The 18,621-nt window shown below is 68.7% G+C and carries 10 protein-coding genes; 5 read left to right on the forward strand and 5 right to left on the reverse strand.

The window, feature by feature from the left end; genetic code table 11:
* Positions 1 to 38 precede the first annotated feature (38 nt).
* The 5 genes from IM708_RS04550 to IM708_RS04570 all read left to right on the forward strand — a co-directional run bounded on the left by IM708_RS04550 (position 39) and on the right by IM708_RS04570 (position 4,601).
* Entirely contained in the window at positions 39 to 650 is a 612-nt protein-coding gene (locus IM708_RS04550) for a holin-associated N-acetylmuramidase (RefSeq protein ID WP_209425135.1), read from the forward strand.
* Positions 641 to 1,174 carry a holin family protein gene (locus IM708_RS04555; protein ID WP_209425136.1) on the forward strand — a complete coding sequence of 178 codons (534 nt, stop codon included), beginning with the start codon at positions 641 to 643 and terminating at the stop codon, positions 1,172 to 1,174. The genes IM708_RS04550 and IM708_RS04555 overlap by 10 nt, the downstream gene beginning before the upstream one ends.
* A gap of 146 nt (positions 1,175 to 1,320) precedes the next feature.
* Complete coding sequence (locus IM708_RS04560) at positions 1,321 to 3,294, forward strand: heme lyase CcmF/NrfE family subunit (protein ID WP_209425137.1); 1,974 nt, start codon at positions 1,321 to 1,323, stop codon at positions 3,292 to 3,294.
* A gap of 4 nt (positions 3,295 to 3,298) precedes the next feature.
* Positions 3,299 to 3,751: a cytochrome c-type biogenesis protein gene (locus IM708_RS04565; protein WP_209425138.1), complete on the forward strand. Its 453-nt coding sequence runs from the start codon at positions 3,299 to 3,301 to the stop codon at positions 3,749 to 3,751.
* 73 nt (positions 3,752 to 3,824) lie between these two features.
* Complete coding sequence (locus IM708_RS04570; RefSeq protein ID WP_209425139.1) at positions 3,825 to 4,601, forward strand: enoyl-CoA hydratase-related protein; 777 nt, start codon at positions 3,825 to 3,827, stop codon at positions 4,599 to 4,601.
* Between the two features lie 286 nt (positions 4,602 to 4,887).
* Here IM708_RS04570 and IM708_RS04575 read toward each other — a convergent pair whose 3' ends face one another.
* From IM708_RS04575 to IM708_RS04595, 5 genes are all read right to left on the reverse strand, one after another.
* Positions 4,888 to 6,177, reverse strand: a complete 1,290-nt coding sequence (locus IM708_RS04575; RefSeq protein WP_209425140.1) for a DUF4157 domain-containing protein — start codon at positions 6,175 to 6,177, stop codon at positions 4,888 to 4,890.
* A 191-nt stretch (positions 6,178 to 6,368) separates the two neighbouring features.
* A complete protein-coding gene (locus tag IM708_RS04580; RefSeq protein ID WP_209425141.1) occupies positions 6,369 to 11,114 on the reverse strand; it encodes a hypothetical protein in 4,746 nt (1,581 codons plus the stop codon).
* A 12-nt stretch (positions 11,115 to 11,126) separates the two neighbouring features.
* Positions 11,127 to 13,451, reverse strand: a complete 2,325-nt coding sequence (locus tag IM708_RS04585) for a phage tail protein (protein ID WP_209425142.1) — start codon at positions 13,449 to 13,451, stop codon at positions 11,127 to 11,129.
* Entirely contained in the window at positions 13,448 to 16,111 is a 2,664-nt protein-coding gene (locus tag IM708_RS04590) for a hypothetical protein (protein ID WP_209425143.1), read from the reverse strand. Before IM708_RS04590 ends, IM708_RS04585 begins: the two co-directional genes overlap by 4 nt.
* Entirely contained in the window at positions 16,108 to 18,621 is a 2,514-nt protein-coding gene (locus IM708_RS04595; protein WP_209425144.1) for a baseplate J/gp47 family protein, read from the reverse strand. The genes IM708_RS04590 and IM708_RS04595 overlap by 4 nt, the downstream gene beginning before the upstream one ends.

The raw sequence follows: 18,621 nt of genomic DNA on the forward strand, positions 1-18,621 counted from the left end.
ACATCCTGTCCTTCGAAACACCAATTTGGAGAGGCAGGATGCGCAATCTACGCCAGCTTGCCGAAGACATCGTCGCCCGCGAGGGTGGCTTCGTGAACGACCCCGACGATCCCGGCGGGGCCACGAACTTCGGCGTTACCATTCACACGATGCGCCGGCTGGGCATGGACCTGACCGGCGACGGGCAGATCGATGTCGACGACGTGCGCGCGCTGACGCGCGGTCAGGCCGTCGAGATCTTCATCGACCATTACTGGCGCAAGCCGCGGATCGAGGCGTTGCCGGAGGCGCTGCAGGCGCCGGTCTTCGACATGTATGTCAACGCCGGCGCCAATGCCGTGCGGGTGCTGCAGCGCCTGCTCGTCGAGATGGGCTACGACATCGACGTCGACGGCGCCATCGGGTCGCAGACCGTGCGCGCGGCGCAGGCGGCCGCACTGGCCGCGCCGGCGCATCTGGCCGACGCCTACGGGATCGCGCGGCGAAACTACTACTACGCCATCGCCGACGCGCGTCCGGCCAGCCGGAAATTCGCCCGGCGGCGAGATGGCGGCAAGGGCGGCTGGATCGCCCGCGCCGAGGAGTTCATCAGCGCCCGCTATCACCTGAGCCGGGGCGAGCATCTGGAAAGGACCGCGGCATGGGGTTGATGGGAGCAGGATTGCGCACGCTTTTCGGCGGCGGGGCGGCGGGGGCCGTCGCACTGGGGCAGACCGTGGGCAGCGTGGCCGAGGTCTTTCGGGCCAACGCGACGCGGCAGATGGAGTTGGGGCACGACGCCTACATGTCCGCCCACGCCAGCCACACCGCGGAATTCACACATGCGCGGCAGGGCTGGTTCGACGGTTTCGTCAATGGGCTCAATCGCCTGCCGCGGCCTTTGCTGGCGCTGGGAACGCTGGGGCTGTTCGTCTATGCGATGGCCGATCCCGAAGGCTTCGCGCGCCGGATGCGCGGCCTGGCCGAGGTGCCCGAGCCGCTTTGGTGGCTTCTGGGCGCCGTCGTCGCCTTCTACTTCGGCGCGCGGGAGGCGCATCACCTGCGGTCGCACAAGCCGGTGATCGTGCCGTCCCCGTCGGCGGCGCCAGAGGCCGCGCCAACCACCGCGAACCCGGCGCTGGACGACTGGCGGCGGCCGGCCAACGATTCCGGCCGTGACCATCACGGTCCCTGAGCGATCAGCGATCCAGGAACGACAGCGACGGCGCCCGCGACCCGCGGGTGCCGTTTGCGTTTCGGGCCGCACCCGCGCTGTCCTGACGCAGGATTTACCGCCGCTTCCGCTTTGCGAGGCGGTCAATCGCGGCTATACCCTTGGTCATGATCGTCGAACTTGGACATTTCGCCCTGATCCTGGCCTTCGCGGTGGCGCTGATCCAGTCGGTGGTGCCGCTGGTCGGCGCGCACAAGGGTTGGGGCGACTGGATGGCCGCGGCCAACCCGATGGCCAGTGCGCAGTTCGCGCTGACCGCGCTGAGCTTTGCCGCGCTGACCTGGGCCTTCGTCACCTCGGATTTCTCGGTCTCGCTGGTGGTGAACAATTCGCACACCGCCAAACCCCTGATCTACAAGATTTCCGGTGTCTGGGGGAACCACGAAGGGTCGCTGCTGCTTTGGGTGCTGATCCTGACCCTGTTCGGCGCCTGCGCGGCGTGGTTCGGGGGCAACCTGCCGGCGACGTTGCAGGCACGGGTGCTGGCGGTGCAATCCTCCATCGGCGCGGCCTTCATGGCCTTCACGATCTTCACCTCGAACCCTTTTTCACGCATGTCCTTTCCGCCCTTCGACGGGCGCGACCTGAACCCGCTTCTGCAGGACCCCGGCCTGGCGCTGCATCCGCCATTTCTGTACCTCGGCTATGTCGGGCTTTCGATGGCGTTTTCCTTCGCCGTCGCCGCGCTGATCGAGGGGCGGGTCGATGCCGCCTGGGGCCGCTGGGTGCGCCCCTGGACACTGGCCGCCTGGGTCTTTCTGACCATCGGGATCGCACTGGGGTCGTGGTGGGCCTATTACGAGTTGGGCTGGGGCGGCTTCTGGTTCTGGGACCCGGTCGAGAATGCGTCCTTCATGCCCTGGCTCTTCGCGACCGCGCTGCTGCATTCGGCCATTGTGGTGGAAAAACGCGAGACGCTGAAGGCCTGGACGATCCTGCTGGCGATCCTCGGTTTCGGGTTTTCGCTGCTGGGCACGTTCATAGTGCGCTCGGGTCTGCTGACCTCGGTCCATGCCTTTGCCAGCGATCCCGAGCGCGGGGTCTTCATCCTGATGATCTTCGCCTTTTTCATGGGCGGCGCGCTGATGCTGTTCGCCTGGCGCGGCGCGGCGATGGAGGCCAAGGGGGTCTTTGCGACCGTCAGCCGCGAATCGGCGCTGCTGACCAACAACGTCCTCCTGGCGGTGTCGTCCTTCGTCGTCTTCATCGGCACGATGTGGCCGCTGGTGGCCGAGATGTTCTTCGACCGCGTCCTGACGGTTGGCCCGCCCTTTTTCAACGCGGCCTTCACACCCTTCATGGTGGCGCTGGCCGTGGTGTTGCCGGTGGGCGCGATGCTGCCGTGGAAACGCGGCAACCTGCTGACCGCGGCCCGCCGGATCTGGGGCGTCGCCGTGCTGGCGGTGACGCTGGGTGCCCTGACGTGGGTGTTGCAGACCGGTGGCGCGATGATGGCGCCCATCGGCGTTGCGCTGGGGGTGTGGGTGGTCGTCGGGGCGCTGGCCGATCTGTGGCTGCGCGGCGGGCGTGGCGGTCCGGTCGAACGGCTGCGCCGCATCACCCGCCTGCCGCGCGCCGACTGGGGGAAGGCGACGGCGCATGCCGGGATGGGCATCACCATCTTTGCCATCGCCGCCCTGCTGGGCTGGGAGACCGAGGATATCCGCGTCGCCCATATCGGCCAGAGCTTCGAACACGACGGCTACACGCTGACCCTGACCGATGTGCAGCGGGTGCAGGGGCCGAACTACATCTCGACCATGGCTTTCGTGGATGTCGCCCGCGATGGCCGGTTCGTCACCGAACTGCGCCCCGAGAAGCGCATGTACCCGGCCGCCGGCATGCCGACGACCGAGGCCGGGATCGACTACGGCTTCTTCCGCGACGTCTACCTCGCGCTGGGCGACCCGCAGGAGGGGGGCGGCTGGGCGCTTCGGACCTATATCAAGCCGTTCGCGAACTGGCTCTGGGCGGGCTGCGCGCTGATGGCGCTGGGCGGGCTGATGTCGCTGTCGGACCGCCGCTTCCGTGTGGCCGCAGGTGCGCGCAGCGCCCCGGCGCAGGCGCATCCGGCGGAGTGAGGCCATGCGCGCGCTTTTCCTCGCCCTCATCCTGGCGCTGAGCCTGCCCATCGCCCCGGCGCTTGCCGTTCAGCCGGACGAAGTGCTGAGCGATCCTAACCTGGAGCGCCGCGCGCGGTCGATTTCGGCCGATCTGCGCTGTGTCGTCTGTCGGAACGAAAGCATCGACGAATCGAACGCCGAACTGGCGCGCGACATGCGGCTGATCGTGCGGGAACGGCTGGTCGAAGGCGACACCGACGCGCAGGTGGTCAGCTTTCTGGTCGACCGTTACGGGGAATACATCCTGCTGCGGCCGCGCACCGATGGGGTCAACCTGATCCTCTGGGTCTCGGCGCCGCTTCTGTTTGTCGTGGCGCTGGGGATCGCGGGGGTAGCATTGCGCCGCCGCGCCGCGCCTGAAAAACCGCTGAGCCCCGAGGAAGAGGCACGATTGCGCGAGATTCTGCGAGACTGACGCAGGGTTGTATCTTGGCGCGCCGCACAACCTGAGGCTATGCTCGCCCCTGCATCCGCCGCAGGAGGGCCGCATGGACTACCAGACCCTGATCGTGACCGAGGAAAATGGCGTCGGGACGATCATGATGAATCGACCGACACTGTTGAACGCGCTCAACACCCAGATGCGGGCCGAGATCCTGCACGCGGTGCGCGATCTGGGGGGCCGGATGCGGGCGCTGGTGCTGACCGGCGCGGGGCGGGCGTTCTGTTCGGGGCAGGACCTGGGCGGCGGCGTATCGGTTGATGAGCTCGACCTCGAACGCATCCTGCGCGAGGAATACGAGCCGATGTTGCAAGCGATCACCGATTGTCCGCTGCCGGTGATCGCTGCGGTGAACGGAGCGGCGGCCGGGGCGGGGGCGAACCTGGCGCTGGCGGCGGATGTGGTGATTGCGGCGCGCTCGGCGGTGTTCATTCAGGCGTTCACGCGGATTGGCCTCATTCCGGATGCCGGCGGCACCTACTGGTTGCCGCGGCAGGTCGGGTTTGCCCGCGCGATGGGCCTGGGGCTCTTTGCCGAGCCGGTCACCGCCGAGCAGGCCGCGGCGATGGGCATGATCTGGGCCGCCGTCGATGATGACGCGTTCGAGGGCGAATGGCGCGCCCGCGCGGGCCAGTTGGCGAAAGGGCCCAGCGTCGCCTATCGCGCGCTCAAGCAGGCGATCCGGGCAAGCCAGCAGAACGACTTTGACCAGCAGCTTTCGCTTGAAGCCCAGCTTCAAGGCGAGTGCGGGCGGTCGCGCGACTTCCTGGAGGGGGTGATGGCGTTCCTGGAAAAGCGACCAGCGCGGTTCGAGGGGCGCTGAGGCGGGCGGGCCAGCTGGTTCCGACGGCCCACCGGCACGCGATGGATTGTGCGCCTGCGACCGGGAAAGGCGGCGGGTCCACGCGTGGACGATCGACCAAGGCACTGAAACAAAACGGAAAGCGTTTTTCTGTTAACCTTTCTGAAACGCGTGACTCGAGCGTCGGACCCGGTCGCTGACGATTGGGCAGGCCACCAACCCGCCCGTCGCGCGATTGACGGCGATCGGGCGGCATTCCGATGATAGCGACGGGTCCGGGCAGCACGGCCGGCACGGGCCCGGGTCGTCACGGGCCGCCCGCCGGCCAGGCCGCACCGCGCAGGCGCCAGAGGTCGCGCACGAAATGTTCCAGATCGCTCAACGCGCCGCCGTAGCGCGGCGTGCCGCCGAAGCGGGCGTCGTAGTAATCCTCGCAGATCTGCGCCTGCTGTTCGCGGTTGAAGTCGGAAAAGCCGCGCCCCGCGGCGATCGAGGCCGCAAGGGAGCCATCAAGGCGATTGTAGTCGTAGCCCTGCCCGGCAAGCTGCGCGTGCAGGGCCTGCGCCATGTATTTCGCCCCGGCCATCGTGTACTGGCCGACATGGGTGAGTTCATGGACCGCCAGGCCGGCCGACATCGTGCCGGTGCCGGTATGGATCACATGCATCGTGGTGACCGATCGAAAAACCGCCCCCGGACCGCCGACAAGCTGGTTCAGGATCGGCGCGCCACTGCCCTGGATCGCGGCTAGGCGCGCGCCGATGCCGCCCCGGTCGACCAGCACCTGCGCATAGGGGATCAGCCCCGGCGGATGAACGTGGCGCGAGGCCGTCTCCTCGGTCGGATCGAGGGGGCTGAGGGCGCCGCTGGTGACGAAAAGCGAGCGGGCGAATTCATCGATGCCCAGCACGTCGATGGCTGCGCCAAGGACTTGGCCGGCAAGTAGCGAGCCGTCCTGAAGGCCCCGGATCAGATGGTCGAACAACTGCTGCGAGCTGTGACCATGTACCAGGAGGATCCGCACCAGATCGGCTGTCCAGCGGTCGGCGGCCTGTGCGCCGTCGCGGACCTCCAGCAAGAACCGAAGCAGACTCCGCGGAAGCGCCGCCACCACCCGCGCGTGCGCTGCGTTCACCCCGGGCGCGGCGGCCAGCGCATAGCCCACCGGTTCGGCGAGGAAGTCGCGCACCGGATCGAAGATGCCAAAATGCACCTTCTGCGCGTCCAGCCGTTCCGGGGAGGGGTGCGCCACGCCTTCGGCGATCCCGCTTGCACGGCGCGGGCCGCCAAGAGCGCGGCCAACGGCATCGGCATGCGCCTCGTCCCCGGCGGCGAGCGTGGTGCCGCCGCGATGCCGGGCGATATGGCCCAGTTCGTGGCCCAGCGCAAAGCGGCCCGACGGGGACCGCAGATCCGGCAACCCGCCGGAGAAGGCGACGGTGTTTCCGGCGACGGCTGCATCGGCGCCGCGTGCCCGTGCCCTTTCAGTCAGGGCGCCGGTCGCGGTCAGTCGCACATCGGCCAGCGTCACCCCCAAACGCGCCTCGGCCGCACTGCGAAAGCCCGGCTCCAGCGGGACGCCGGGCGTCGCGGACACCGACCGCGCCGATGCGGCGCGCGGCTGCGGGCCGCAGGACGGGCAGCCCCCGCCGCAGGCGCAGCCCGCGACCGGCCGGGGCCTTGGCGTCTGGCCCAAGCGTATCGGCGGGGGCGGTTTGACCGGGGCATGTCGCTGCGGGGACTCGGACGCCCCGCGGATCGGCGGGCGGGTTTCAGCGCGTCGCATGGTCAGCCACCGTTCGGTCGGTCACGGGCGTCGCGTACCGCGATGCGCGCGTTGTTGCGGATCGTCTCGGCGCGCCGTCCGAGGATCGACTCCAGGCGATCAATCGGGGTGTCGAGAAGTGCTGCGGTGTCGGCGATCCCCTCGTTCCGCAGCCGCTCGGCAATGGCCGGGCCGATGCCGTCCACCACTTCCAGGCGCAGGCGCGGGGTGGCCGGGTCGAGGTCTGGTCGCGGCGGACGCTCGGGCTGCGGTGTCGGGATCGGCGGCACCGGCTGCGGTGTCGGCGTGGGCCTGGGGGGTACGGGTTGGATCGGGTCAGGTCGGACCGGATCCGGTCTGACGGGATCCGGCCTCACCGGATCGGGGCGCAGCGGCGGATCGGTGGGGCGTTGCGGACCCGTCGGGTCCGTCGGGCGAAACGGGCTGCGCGGCGGAAGTTCGAAGCGGAATTCCTTCAGCGGATCGTAGGGGATGTCGATGCGCTGCCTTTCGTCGCTGCTGCGCAGCAGTTGCGTGGCGGGGATCGAGGCGGGGTCCGCATCGCCCAGCCGCGTCCGGATCGTCAGGTTGTCCATCGAGGCCAGATTCGCGCGCATCTCGGCGGAAATGGACAGGGCGTAGTATCCGGCGCGGTCGGTCGTGGCCCCGATGTCGAGGCTGCGTCCGCGACCATCGATCAGTTCCACCTCGGCCGCGGCGACGCCGCGTCCGTGGGCGTCGGCGATCCGGCCATCGATGACCAGCCCGCCCTGGGCGGGTTCCGCGACTTCGCGCACGGTGGCAAGATGGGCGCGTTCCTGCAGCGCCTCGGCGGCGGCCTGCCGTTGAAGGATCTCGAGCCGGAGATCGGTGTCCGGTTGCGGCTGCGCGCCGCCGATGTGCCGGACACGCTCGGCCTCGGCCGCCTTGGGCACGGTCATCCGCTGCTGGAAATCGCCGAAGCCCACAACGGTGTGCGAAAGGCCCTTCGACAGGTCGGCGCCGGCCCTTTCGATCTCAAGGTCGGGCTGGGCATCGAGGCGCATGAGCTGCGCAAGCGCCGCCAGGAGATACCTTGCCTTGTCCGGCGCCTCGATCGGGCAGAAGGCGGCGTAGACGACCTGATTGGGCGTCTCCAGCACCGGTTGTCCGATGGGCGGGCCGTTGCTGGTTGCGATCACGCAATGATCGGCCTGGTTGTGGGTGGCGATGTTCATCGCGTGCAGGCGGCCGGCCTCGCCCAGGCCGAAGGACATGGACAGCGCCGACATCGCGGTGCTGCGCGCGCGTTCGCGAAAGCGGTTGTCGGTGATGCGCACGCTCAGACCAATGGCGGTGAGATTGGTGAAGACCGCGTCGGACTTGAAGATCGCGGACTGGTTGCTGTCGAACCCCAGGTCGTCGCAGGTGGCGATGAGCGTCGCGCTGTAGGCCCGGTTGCGCGACCCCGTGCGCACGCGGTTCGAATTGAACATCACCTCGCCGCCCGGCAGCAGGTCCTCGGCCGGGGCGCGGGCGGCGAGGCCGGTCGTGTAGCGTGTGTCGCCATGCGTGCGGCCGGGCTCGAACGCGGTGTGGCCCAGAAATTCGAACTGCCGGTGCAGCCCGCCGAGGTTGGCGATCAGCACCGCCCCGGCAAAGCGGTCGACGAAGCTCCAGCGGCCCTCGCGCTCGCTGTTGAGGTGGTTGCCGACGCAGGAAACCGGGCCGAAGGCGAAGGCGGTGATCGCGCGGCCTGCCGGCTGGTCGATGTGGTTGTCACGGATATCCAGCGCCGGGCGTTCGCGGGCATCGGCCGCACCCCCGGCGATCATGGCGCTGGCCATCCGCACGACCACGCCGCCGCGCAGCCCCTCGATCCCGGCGGTATCGTAGTCGGATCCCAGCGGCCCGTTGCCGGCGATGTAGTTGCCGCTGAGGATGACTTCCTCGCCATAGCCGACGAAGATGCCGGCACAGGGATTGGCGGCGCTGGTGCCGTTGCCGGTGATGTGGTTGTCGGTGATCCGCAGTCCCTCGACCAGCGGCAGGGAGATGCCGCCCTGCGCGATCCGGGGCGCAAGCGCCCGCATCGCCGGGGTGAAGATCAGGCGCAGATTGTCCTGGATCCGGTTGCCGCGAACCTCCAGATCGCGGATCAGGTTGGTCGTGCAAATCAGTTCGCGCGGCGCGACGAGTTCGGCGACGAATTCGGCCAGCGCCGCGGGACCCGCGCGTTCGGGCGGCGGCGGTGGCGTCGGCGTCGTGCCATGAAGCAGGAAGCCGATGCCGGACAGGCCCATGCGTTCGATCGTGTTGTCGATGATCCGGATCCGGGTCAGAAAGCCCGTATCCCGCCGATCGGTCGCCGCGACGCGGCGCAAGGTGACCACCAGACGCCGCGCCGACGCCGCGTCCGTGTCGACCTCGACAACCTGATAGCCCTCGGATGCCTCGAGAAAGTAACCGCCCGTGGCCGGCACTTCGAAAACGAACACGCCGTTCGGCGGGGCCGAGACGCGCGACTGAACCGCGTTCCCGCTGGTGTTGATCAGGGTCAGCGCGACGCCGGCCACGGGTTCGCCGTCCTCGTCCTGCGCGCGGCCGCCGATAGGGCCGGCGGGAAGTCTGAAGACCCGCGGCGAGGGCGGTGTTTCAGGTGCCTCTGTCGCCGGCATTTCGCTGGCATAGGCCCCGCCCAGGACGATCCCGTGGCTGGCCCCGCCAGCGATCCGGTTGGCGATGACGTCGATCCGGTCGCAGCCGCCGCGCAGGTGCAGCCCGCCGCGCGCCCGATAGGGCTGTTCGGGCGTTGCGACGATGGTCGCAGTCCAGACCATCAATACATGCGCGACGAACAGCTTGAGGTTGCCATAGAGCTTTTCAGGTTCCAGGCAGGGATCGGCCGGGTCGGGCGTGCGTTCTCTTTCCGGCGCCTCGTCGTCGTCGACGGGCGGGGTGAAGGCGTGGGGCCAGACGGCCAGAACGTTCCTTTCTACCAAGGCGTCGCGCGCCCGAAGCGAGATCGCGGAAAGCGCTGAGGCGTGGTCGAGCATCCAGATACGGTTGCCGGTGATCCGAACCTTCTCGGCCCGCTCGACCCGGAAGCCGTAGGCAAGCGACAGGGCGCGGCAGTCCCGGATCGTCAGGTTTCGGAGCGGCGCCCTTTCTTCGCCTGTGGCATCCACGGCGATTCCGAAGGGTGCGAAGAAGTCCAGATCGGCGATCTCGACCTCGCTTCCGCCTTCGATACGGATCACCGGATCGGCGGCGGCGTCCGGTCGGGGCAGGACCATCGTCCGTTCGCGGCACCCGTGGATCTTGATGTTGCGCCGACCGATCAGCCGCAGGTTTGCCAGATGCACACCCGGAAGCAGACAGACCTGTCCGCCGCTTTCCGGCAGATGCGCGACCGCTTCATCCAGGCTGTTGAAATCGCCGAAACTGGAAACACCGTTGCCCACAAGCCAGGTGCAGCAGGTCTTCTGGTTGGTCAGCGGCCGGAACCGACGGCGGCAATCCTCGATCGCGCCGGCATGGTCGGTGTCGCGGCGGTCGGTCCAGCTGATTTCGGCCAGGGGCACCCGGTGCCGGATCGGCCCCTCTGGCGGGGCGTCGTCGTGCAGTATCTCGGGGTTCACGATCTCGCCGGCGCGCAGGTCGAAGGTCCAGAAATCCTCGGCCCGGTAGGCGGCTGGGGTCGAGGTGAAGTGAAGTTCGATACCGGCCCGCAACGGGGTAGGGCCGCCGGTGAATGCACTGATCGGCGCGATCCCGTTCCAGAGCCGGAAGAAAACCGGACCGCCCGCGCCCGGCATCGTGCCGAAAGTCGCGGGTGTCGTCAGGTTCAGGTTTCCATCGGCGTTCAATGTGGCCGGCGCACCGTAAACCACGCGCCAATAGCCGAAGTGCTCCGTGTATTCGAGTGCCTCGAGATAAAATTCGGACAAGCCGGAATTAATGATCGCGGTGCGGTTTCCCGACAACTCGACACGAGGGGTGGCGCCGCCCTGAACGCGGCCACGCCCGACCAGCCCGCCGTTCAGGCTGGACCATTTGAACAGTACCGGCGCGTCCGCGGTCTCGGCGATCTCGATCCTGTAGAGATTGTGCTCGAAACCACTGTAGCCGCCGCCGTCGACGACCGGGCAGTCGCCGGGAATCGTTGTCGGTGCTTCCAGCGTCACGCTGAGCCGGCCGCGAAGAGCCGGATCATCGCGCAGCCGCGGGCCGATGGTCGTGCAATCCTCGGCGGGTGCAAGGCGCAGAAGCCGAAGCCTTTGCCGTGGATGGATGCGCTGGGCGGTGTCCGGGCCGCCAAGCGCCGCCTCGATCAGGCGTTCGGGCTCCTGAAACCCGTTCAGCGTGTCCAGCACGACCTCCAGGATCACCGCGTCACGGATGCCGGCGCCGATGCTCCCGACATCGGTGCCTGGCGCGTTGGCGGGGGGCGAAAGATAGGTCGCGGCGAACGTTCGCGCGGGTGCGTCCGCGTCGGGGGACAGGGTCAGGGGGATGCCGTCGGCCCACATGCGACCCGGCGCAAGCCGCACGTCGACATGCGCGTCGTGCATCGTCGCGGCCTCGACCCGGTAGCCGTCGGGCTCGGTTGCGGGCACGGCGGCCACGCCGGCGCCGATCACGTCGCGGGCGGCGGTCGCGCGCCAGTTCTGCGCGATGATTTCCCCCGCCGTCAGGTCGCGGTCGGTGATGACCCGTCCCTGCTGATAGAGAAGACCCAGATCGTTCGGCGCAGAAAGCTTTGCGGCCTTGGAGAAGTCGCCCTTCATGTCCGCTCTCCTTCAGGTCATGGTTACAACCAGCGCGCGCACGCCGACGGGCATGAACTCGCGCAGGCGGATATCGAGATTGGTGCGCTTGTGCGCTTCCAGCAGAAAGCCGAAGGCGCCCATGGCATCGTCGCCCGGCCCGCGGGTCAGCACGCGCGGGTCGGTACCGCGGGCAAGCTGGCCGTAGCCCGGCTGGCCCTGGCGCAGGCTGGTGAAGGCCACGCGCGCGTCGGGCCCGGAAACGCAGGCGCGGTGCGGCGGCAAGCGGTCGCCCAACCCCGAGAAGCGACAATGCGTCAGGCAGCCCACCTGGTGGTTCCAGACAGTCAGCGCGTGCGTGAAGATCGCGCCGGTCCCGCGCGCTTCGCGCACATGCACCGGGCCGAGGAAGGTCGCCCCGGCGACCGAGATCGGGGCGGCGGGCAGCGTGCCGGGATCGGCGGCCGAGGCGACCGCCCGGGCCGTACCCGGCGGCATGCCCGGTCCGACGCCGGCATCGACGATGCTGTCCTGAACCGTCAACCGATAGCCCGGATCGACCCGAAGCGCGCCTGTCACGCTGCGCAGAAGCACGATCTCGGGGATCGCGTCGAAAGCCTCGAACTCGGCGGGGTCGGTGAACCCGAGGTCGTCCGCGACCTCGATGCCCAAGGCCAGCGGCGCGCGACTGCCGTCGCGCAGGGCATGTCCGCCGGGATCGAGCGTTACGCCGTCGCATTCCAGCAGCGCCACCGCCAGCCTTTCGATCAGCGCGCGCCCTGCGGGAAAGCCATCGGCGCGGGAGACGAAGACACCCTCCAGCCGGACGGCAAGGTCCAGGGTTTCGGGCGCGGCGGGGTCGGTCGGTCGCAGGCCCAGCGGGTGGGCCAGGCGGATTACCGGCCGCGCGCCCGCGACCGCCCGAATGGTCAGCGGGTGCGCCAGCCGCAGAGAGACGCGCCCGCCTTCGTTCATCGCCCCGCTGAGCGTTTGCGGATCGAGGTCGTGCACCATACTGTCGCGTATTTCCACGATCACCGGGCCGGTTGCGTGGTGGAGGTTCTGCAGCTGGTCTTGCAGGCTGGGCCCCCCGGCCAGCGTATCGACGATGCGCAGAACGGTGCCCGGTGGCACGTCCTGCTGGCGCGAGACGGGATGCGCGCCGACCGGACCCACCGCGCCGTAGCTGTACCCCGCCAGGAACGTCGGAGCCCCCCCGGCGACGAGCACGTCGCGCTCGGCCGCGCTGGCGAGGCCGATCAGCATCCGCCCAATCGACGGGTCGATGGCGATCTCGTGCAGCAGGAGCGGTCGGCGTAACCCATCCTCCCAGGCGCAAAGGTTCTCGCCGCGGAAGGTCCAGTCGATACCGTCGAGGATCGAGGTCGGGAAATAGAGCTGGATGCCGGTTTCGCCCAGGTTCAGGTCGGTGGGCGGGACGGAAGAGCCGTCGAATGCGTCCACGTCGACATAGGCGGCTGGGTTGCCTGCCTCGGACGCGCTGCCGAGGCGCGCGGGCAGGATTGGCGCTGCGACTGCATCCGGCTCGGTCAGCCGCTCGACCCCGTCGACCGCGCCGGGCCTGGGACGACGCCAGAGGTTGAAAAGCTGCACAGGCCGGTCGAGCGCGTCGAGATCGATGCGCAGCACATAGCGCGACATTCCGGCCGGGACGGCGCCGGGACCCAGATCGGAGACACCCTTCAGCAGCGGCCGTGTAACTGGCAACCGATAGGCCGCGAGACGCCAGAGGTAGACCGCAAGGTTCGGCAGGTTGATGTGCCGCGCCCCGGTATCGGCGCGCTTGACATCCGGCGTATGCGCAAAGGGGTCGAACGCGGTGCCAAGGAGCGACAGCATGGCCGGATCGCGCAGCGGGATCGTCCCGCCGATCCGCGGCGTCGAAGGGCCGACCGTGGCCAGTCCATAGGGCGGTTGGCCACCCCGGTCGTGGCGCTGATGGTTGATGTGCTGAGCCCAGGCGACATTGGGGCGCAGTTCGGCCGCGCGGGCGGGCCAGCCGGTCAGGTTGCGCGCCAGCCGCTCGATCGCGCCGAGCGTGCCCTTGCGCCGGCGCAGCGCCACGGTATCGGCGACATCGGCGCGCAGCGTCCAGGGATCGCCCTTCAGATGCGTGGTGCCCAGCAGATCGGCGATATAGGGCACCACCCAGTCATCGCAGGTCTCGATGAACAGGTCGTCGTAGAGCGCCTCGATATTCTCGTGCACGGCGCCCAGCACCGTTTCGGCCGCGCGCAGATAGGCAGCCAACATCCCGGGTGGGGTCTGTTCGGCGTCGCGGATCCGGTAGATCTCGGGCAGGCGGCCGTAGAGGGGAACGCGCGGAAGGTCGGTCATGTGCAGGCCTCCCCGGGGTCGGCGGGCGCGGCGGAAAGCGTCAGATGCGCCGAATGGAGTTGCAGCAATTCAAGCGCCCCCGCCGCGACCTTGGCGTGCCGCGGGCGCGGTGCGCGCGGAAGGCTCAGTTCATCGGGCGGCGTGCCGGGCGGTGTCGCCGCGAGCCTGGCGAAGGCCTGCACCCGCGCCCATCGGACGCCGGCCACCGACTGAACCCGCCCTTCGATACGACTGGCGTATTCCGGCTCGGCGATGGTGCGGGCGGTCAGCGCGAAGACGCCATTCGCGGACGCGTCCGGCCGATCCATCGGCGCCAGCAGCCGGGTCACGGCGGCGGTGACGTCCTCCTCCAGCAGCGCGGGATCGAAGGCGAAGCGCAGGTCGAGGTGAACCTGCCGCAGGACCGCCTGATCGACCTTCAGTTCGAAACGATTCGACCCCCGGCAGCGCTGGAAGGCGTAGATTGAATCGCGCACGGAGTCGTATTCGCTTTCACGCCCGCTTTCGAGCAGGACGCGCAGGAGGACACCGGGCGCCCCGTCCAACATATCCCAGGCGGCGCGCACGCGGCTGACGCCGGGGATGGACAACAGCTCGGATTCGTAATCGGCGAGACTGACGATCCGACCCAGGCCCTGGACGCGCCCCGGCGCAGCCATGCGGGCCTTTCCGGCGCTTTCAGGCTCTGCGCCGCCGGCGATCACGCCTGGAAGCTGCAGTTTCGCAACGCCCTCGATCCGCGATCCGGTTGGGGACGCGCCTTCGGCAAGCGTTCCGCGCGCGCCGGATCCGGTTCGGAAGGTTGCGGTGACGTTCCCACGGCCTGAAGGCAGGCGCGCGCCGGTTTTCCCGTCGCCGAACTGGATATGGAATTCGCCTGCATCGTTCTGGCGCAGGACATAGACCAGGTTGTCGCCGGCCTCACCGTGAAGGCTCGAAACCCGGTCCACCCTGCGCCCCGCCACATGGACCTCCAGTTCCGGCACCTCGGCCGGGTCGGCGCCCGGATGCAGATGGTGCGTCACCGGTTTGGGCAAGGCGAAGGTCTGGAACGCCGCACGCGCGTCGCCATTTCCCAGCACGACCGTTTCGACCGCCTTGCCCTGGCTTGCCGAAACCGTGTTGCCCCAGACCGTGACTTTCGGTACCGCCTCGTCGAAGTCTGTCCGCAGGAAGGGCGCGGGCGGCGCGTCGACGGACAGCGCCCACATCCTGGCCACGGCGTCGGAACCGGTGAAATCGGATTCCTCATTGATGCAGGTCAACTCGATCGCGCGGCCGTCAGCGTGTTTCAGGCTCAGTCGGCGCCCGGCGAGGCGTCGCACCTCGGTGCGCGTGCCGTGGAATGCCAGCGCCGCGTTGCCGGAACCGAACGCGCCGCCCGATGCGCTTGCGGCGGGGCGCAAACGAAGCTGGGGGCTGGTGATCTCGTGGATGCGGTAGTCGCGGATATCAGCCTCGTCGCCCTTATTCGTGCCATGGGTGACCAGCGCGCCGTCCAGCGTCAGCAGCGTCGAGGGGCCTGTCTGTGGCCCGAAGCCCAGCGTGGTCGTGCGCAACTCGCTGATCCGCCGGACCAGAAGGCAATCGCGCATTGTCCCTGCTCGCCGTATCCGGGTCTCGACGGCGACGCGGGTTCGCGGGGTCAGGTCCGCAGCCTCCTGATCCAGGGGCAGGACCGTGCCGGGCAGACTGAACGAGATCGACGTATTGATGCAGTCGTGATCGTTGCCCACATGGCGCAGGTACTTGGTGGTGAGCGTCGTCGCGCCCGTCACGTTTCCGGTGGCGGGGGTCGGCCTTGAGTAGCTTGGCGGCGCGGCATGGCCGAAATGGCGCCAGCTTCGACCCAGCCGATACGCGGTCAGCGGCAGGCTCCAGCTACGCGCGAGGCGGCTTTCGAAGGTAAGCAGGGTTCGGTCGTGAAGCTTCGACACCTCGGCGATCTTGAGCACCTGAGAGCTGTCCTGCGCGCTGAACCCGGCCGTTGCGCTGCTGCTCCAGGCAGGCGCGGAGGGCACGAGCAGGATGCGATCGCCCTTCTTCAGCTCCGCCGCCTCGACGCTGGCCGGGGACGAGTTGCCCGCGACGCTTTCTATTTCTAGCGTCAGGCTGTTCACGGGGGCCGATGCGGCGTAGCTGCGCGGCCGATACAGGTGGAAACGCGACAGATGCGGCCAGGCGACCAGTTCGGCATCGGTCTGGAACTCGGCAGGCTGGTCCTGTCCCGCCAGTTCGGCCTTGAAGGCAAAGCCCGCGGGCACCACGACCTTGCCGGCGGCGGGTTTCAGCTCCACCGCCAGTGTCGCGTGGCCGCCCAGGCCCGGGGACAGACGATAGCCGAGAAGCCGCACCAGACCCGCGACACTTTCGCGCCAGGTGGCCGTACGCAGGAACGCCTCGTTGGCGTAATGCTCCTGATAGAAGGTCAGGATGTCGCCGAGGATACCGACGCTTTCCAAGAGCGCGATGCCCGGATCGTCGGCGCCGCGATGCGTCCAGCCAGCCAGCGCCACCTCGCCGTCGATGTGGCGCAGCATCGCGGCGACCATGTCGGGGTACTCTCCGATGCGGTAGGCGATGCGGTCCAGACCCGGGCGGTTGGTCGGGCGCTGCGGAAAGCGGAGCGGATCATTGAAACCGGGATCGCAGAGGCTCATTGCCGCCCCCCTTTCAGGTCCAGCGTGATCGTGCCGCGTTCCATGTGGTCGGGGTCGTTCTCGACCAGGAAGATCTCGTCGAACGCCGCGTCGAGTTGCTCTGGAGCGGCGCCGCCGCCGGTCGGCGCGTCCCAGCGCCGCATGCGCACCTTCAGCAGATGCGCGACGCCGGCAAGCGCCTGCAGCCGGCCACTGATGCGGCTTTGGTGCAGGGCCTGCCCGAAGGTCCATTCATCGGGATGGAACAGGCCCCGCCGCCCGTCGGGCGTGTAGCCGGACGAAAGCTCGGCCTCGATGATGTCGCGCATGTCCTCGGGCCAGGCGTCTGGTGTCAGGCAGACCTCGACCTCGATCGCCAGCGGAATGAAGCGCGGCGGGCGCAGTTCCAGATCTTCGCCGATCAGCCGGACGGCCTCCAGATGCGCCGAGACCGCGTCGATCAACTCGGGCGACAGCACGGTTGTCCCCGCCGGGTCGAGGACGATGCGCACGGTACGCCAGCTGCCGGTCCAGGCGTAGGAGGCGACGGCGCGAGCGATCCCCGGCACTTCCTCGGCGCGGGCGGCGTAGTCGGCGGGCGTGACGGCGCGCAGCTGGCGCGTGCGATAGGCTTCGGGCGCGGCGCGAAGCGCCTCCGCAGCCGGTTCGGGGTCGGCGCCACCGGTAACGTCGAAGGGGTTGGAAAGGGCGACCACGGCCTCTGCATGCGGCGCGGCCAGCGGGGCGAAGCCGCGGATGGCGTCGGTGCCGACATTCCCGGCACGCCCGCCGCCAATCTGCCAGGCCGCATGAACGGTCGCGCCCCGCGGTAGAAGCCGGCCATTGATGCCGTTGCCGAAACGGATACTGCTGCGTTGCCGTTCATCGGTTTCCACGACGAAATGATCGCCCTCCTCGCTACTGTCGTCGCTGAAAACCAGCGACGGCCTTTCATCCCAGAGATTTGACGGCCCGGCCGGCTCGATCACCTCGACCCGCAGGGTCGAGCGGGGCGGCACGATCCCCCCCTTGGGGGTGGCGCGCCAGGCGAGCGGACCCGCCGGCAGATCGCAGAGCACCCCCCTCGCCTGCCCGTAAAGCGAAACGCGCCGGAAATGGCGGTGGTAGATGCCGGCGGTTTCAGGCGGCAGCACGGTTCCGGGTTCATGGAACTCGGCCATGACCGGCAGACCGTGGTTGACCTCGACCAGGTTGCCGCGAAAGATCGAAACGTCGGTGATGGGACCGCCGGGGCAAAGCGTGGTGAAGCTGTAGGCGTGGCGGAGGGCATCCTCGGCACTCCAGAAGATGCGAACCACGTCGCGGCCGGCCATCGGGTCATGGATGACCTGCGCTTCGGGCCGCAGGTGCAAGAGCTGCCGATGCGTCGGATCGCGGCCGGGTTCATGGCCGGTGCGCGGGTTGAGGCGTTCCACGACAAGAAGGCGCGTCAGCCGCTCTTCGCGGATCGCCTCGGCAAGATCGACTGCGGTGATCAGCCCTGCAGGCGCACCGTCGGCCGGCGCCGGCACGATATCGGCGGTGGTCGTGCCGCGCGGCAGCGCGGGTTGCGCGCCCGACCACGTGTGAAGAAGAAAGCTGTTGAATTCCGGCGCAAGCAGGGTGCGCTCGCTTGCAGGCATCGCTGCCTCACGCGTTGCGAAGGGGATCATGCCGCCCTCGGCCTCGGGTCCGCCGGCCCAGGCGATCAGGTCGTCGGCCAGGGTGAATGGCGCGGTGCCGTGGGCGATCTGCAGCCAGACCCAGGTTGTGGCCTGCTGGCCCTGGTGCAGATGATAATCCATCAGTCGCGCGTGACGCGAAATCGAGACCCGCTTGCGGGCCGTGCCGATGCGCGCTTCGGCCATCACCCGGTCCTGAAAGTCCGAAAGTTCATCCGCGGCAGCGGCGAAGAGGTCGATAAGAACCTGGTCGAAGTCGGCCTCGCTCGACGGCTGCCAGCCCGGCACGCGGTCCATCATCGCGACGATCATCTGATGGCGGAAGCTTGCATGATCCTTGGCGAGATAATCGATGCGGGGCGCCGCGACCCTTTCGCGACCGGCCTGCCAGTCGGGCGCGCAGGAATGGCTGAAGCAGCCGGGCCGGAACTTGAAGCCGAGACCGGCGAAGAAAGGATCGATCCGCACCGGGTCGAACATCAGGTTCAGTCGGTAGGTCGAGTAGTCCCCGACAGGTGCGACGGTCAGGCGCAGGCTCTCGGGCGTGTGTCCCGGCGCGACGGAGGTGACCTGCACCTGCCCGCTGCCGGCGCCCGCCGGCAGCCTGTGCCCGCCCTGGATCGGGAAGACCTGCGACGGCGGGGTGCCGCCGGAAAGCTCGGCCAGGATTTCGGACAGATGCAACGGGTTGTGGAAATGTACTTCCAGTTCTGCGGCGCCGGGCGGTACCGGCGCATCGAGGGTAACCAGCACCGCGGCCAGGCCGTTCAGTCCCGCCGCCTGAAGATCGCGGGCGCGATCTGCGGCGGCGATTTCGTTCCGAAGCGGGGCGACGGTTTCGGACCACAT

The organism is Pararhodobacter sp. SW119, assembly GCF_017811755.1.
GTDB lineage: Bacteria > Pseudomonadota > Alphaproteobacteria > Rhodobacterales > Rhodobacteraceae > Pararhodobacter.

Coding starts and splice junctions, on each gene's coding strand:
- IM708_RS04595 (WP_209425144.1), bottom strand. CDS start 18,621: ATGTGGTCCGAAACCGTCGCCCCGCTTCGGAACGAAATCGCCGCCGCA.
- IM708_RS04565 (WP_209425138.1), top strand. CDS start 3,299: ATGCGCGCGCTTTTCCTCGCCCTCATCCTGGCGCTGAGCCTGCCCATC.
- IM708_RS04555 (WP_209425136.1), top strand. CDS start 641: ATGGGGTTGATGGGAGCAGGATTGCGCACGCTTTTCGGCGGCGGGGCG.
- IM708_RS04560 (WP_209425137.1), top strand. CDS start 1,321: ATGATCGTCGAACTTGGACATTTCGCCCTGATCCTGGCCTTCGCGGTG.
- IM708_RS04590 (WP_209425143.1), bottom strand. CDS start 16,111: ATGAGCCTCTGCGATCCCGGTTTCAATGATCCGCTCCGCTTTCCGCAG.
- IM708_RS04550 (WP_209425135.1), top strand. CDS start 39: ATGCGCAATCTACGCCAGCTTGCCGAAGACATCGTCGCCCGCGAGGGT.
- IM708_RS04585 (WP_209425142.1), bottom strand. CDS start 13,451: ATGACCGACCTTCCGCGCGTTCCCCTCTACGGCCGCCTGCCCGAGATC.
- IM708_RS04570 (WP_209425139.1), top strand. CDS start 3,825: ATGGACTACCAGACCCTGATCGTGACCGAGGAAAATGGCGTCGGGACG.
- IM708_RS04580 (WP_209425141.1), bottom strand. CDS start 11,114: ATGAAGGGCGACTTCTCCAAGGCCGCAAAGCTTTCTGCGCCGAACGAT.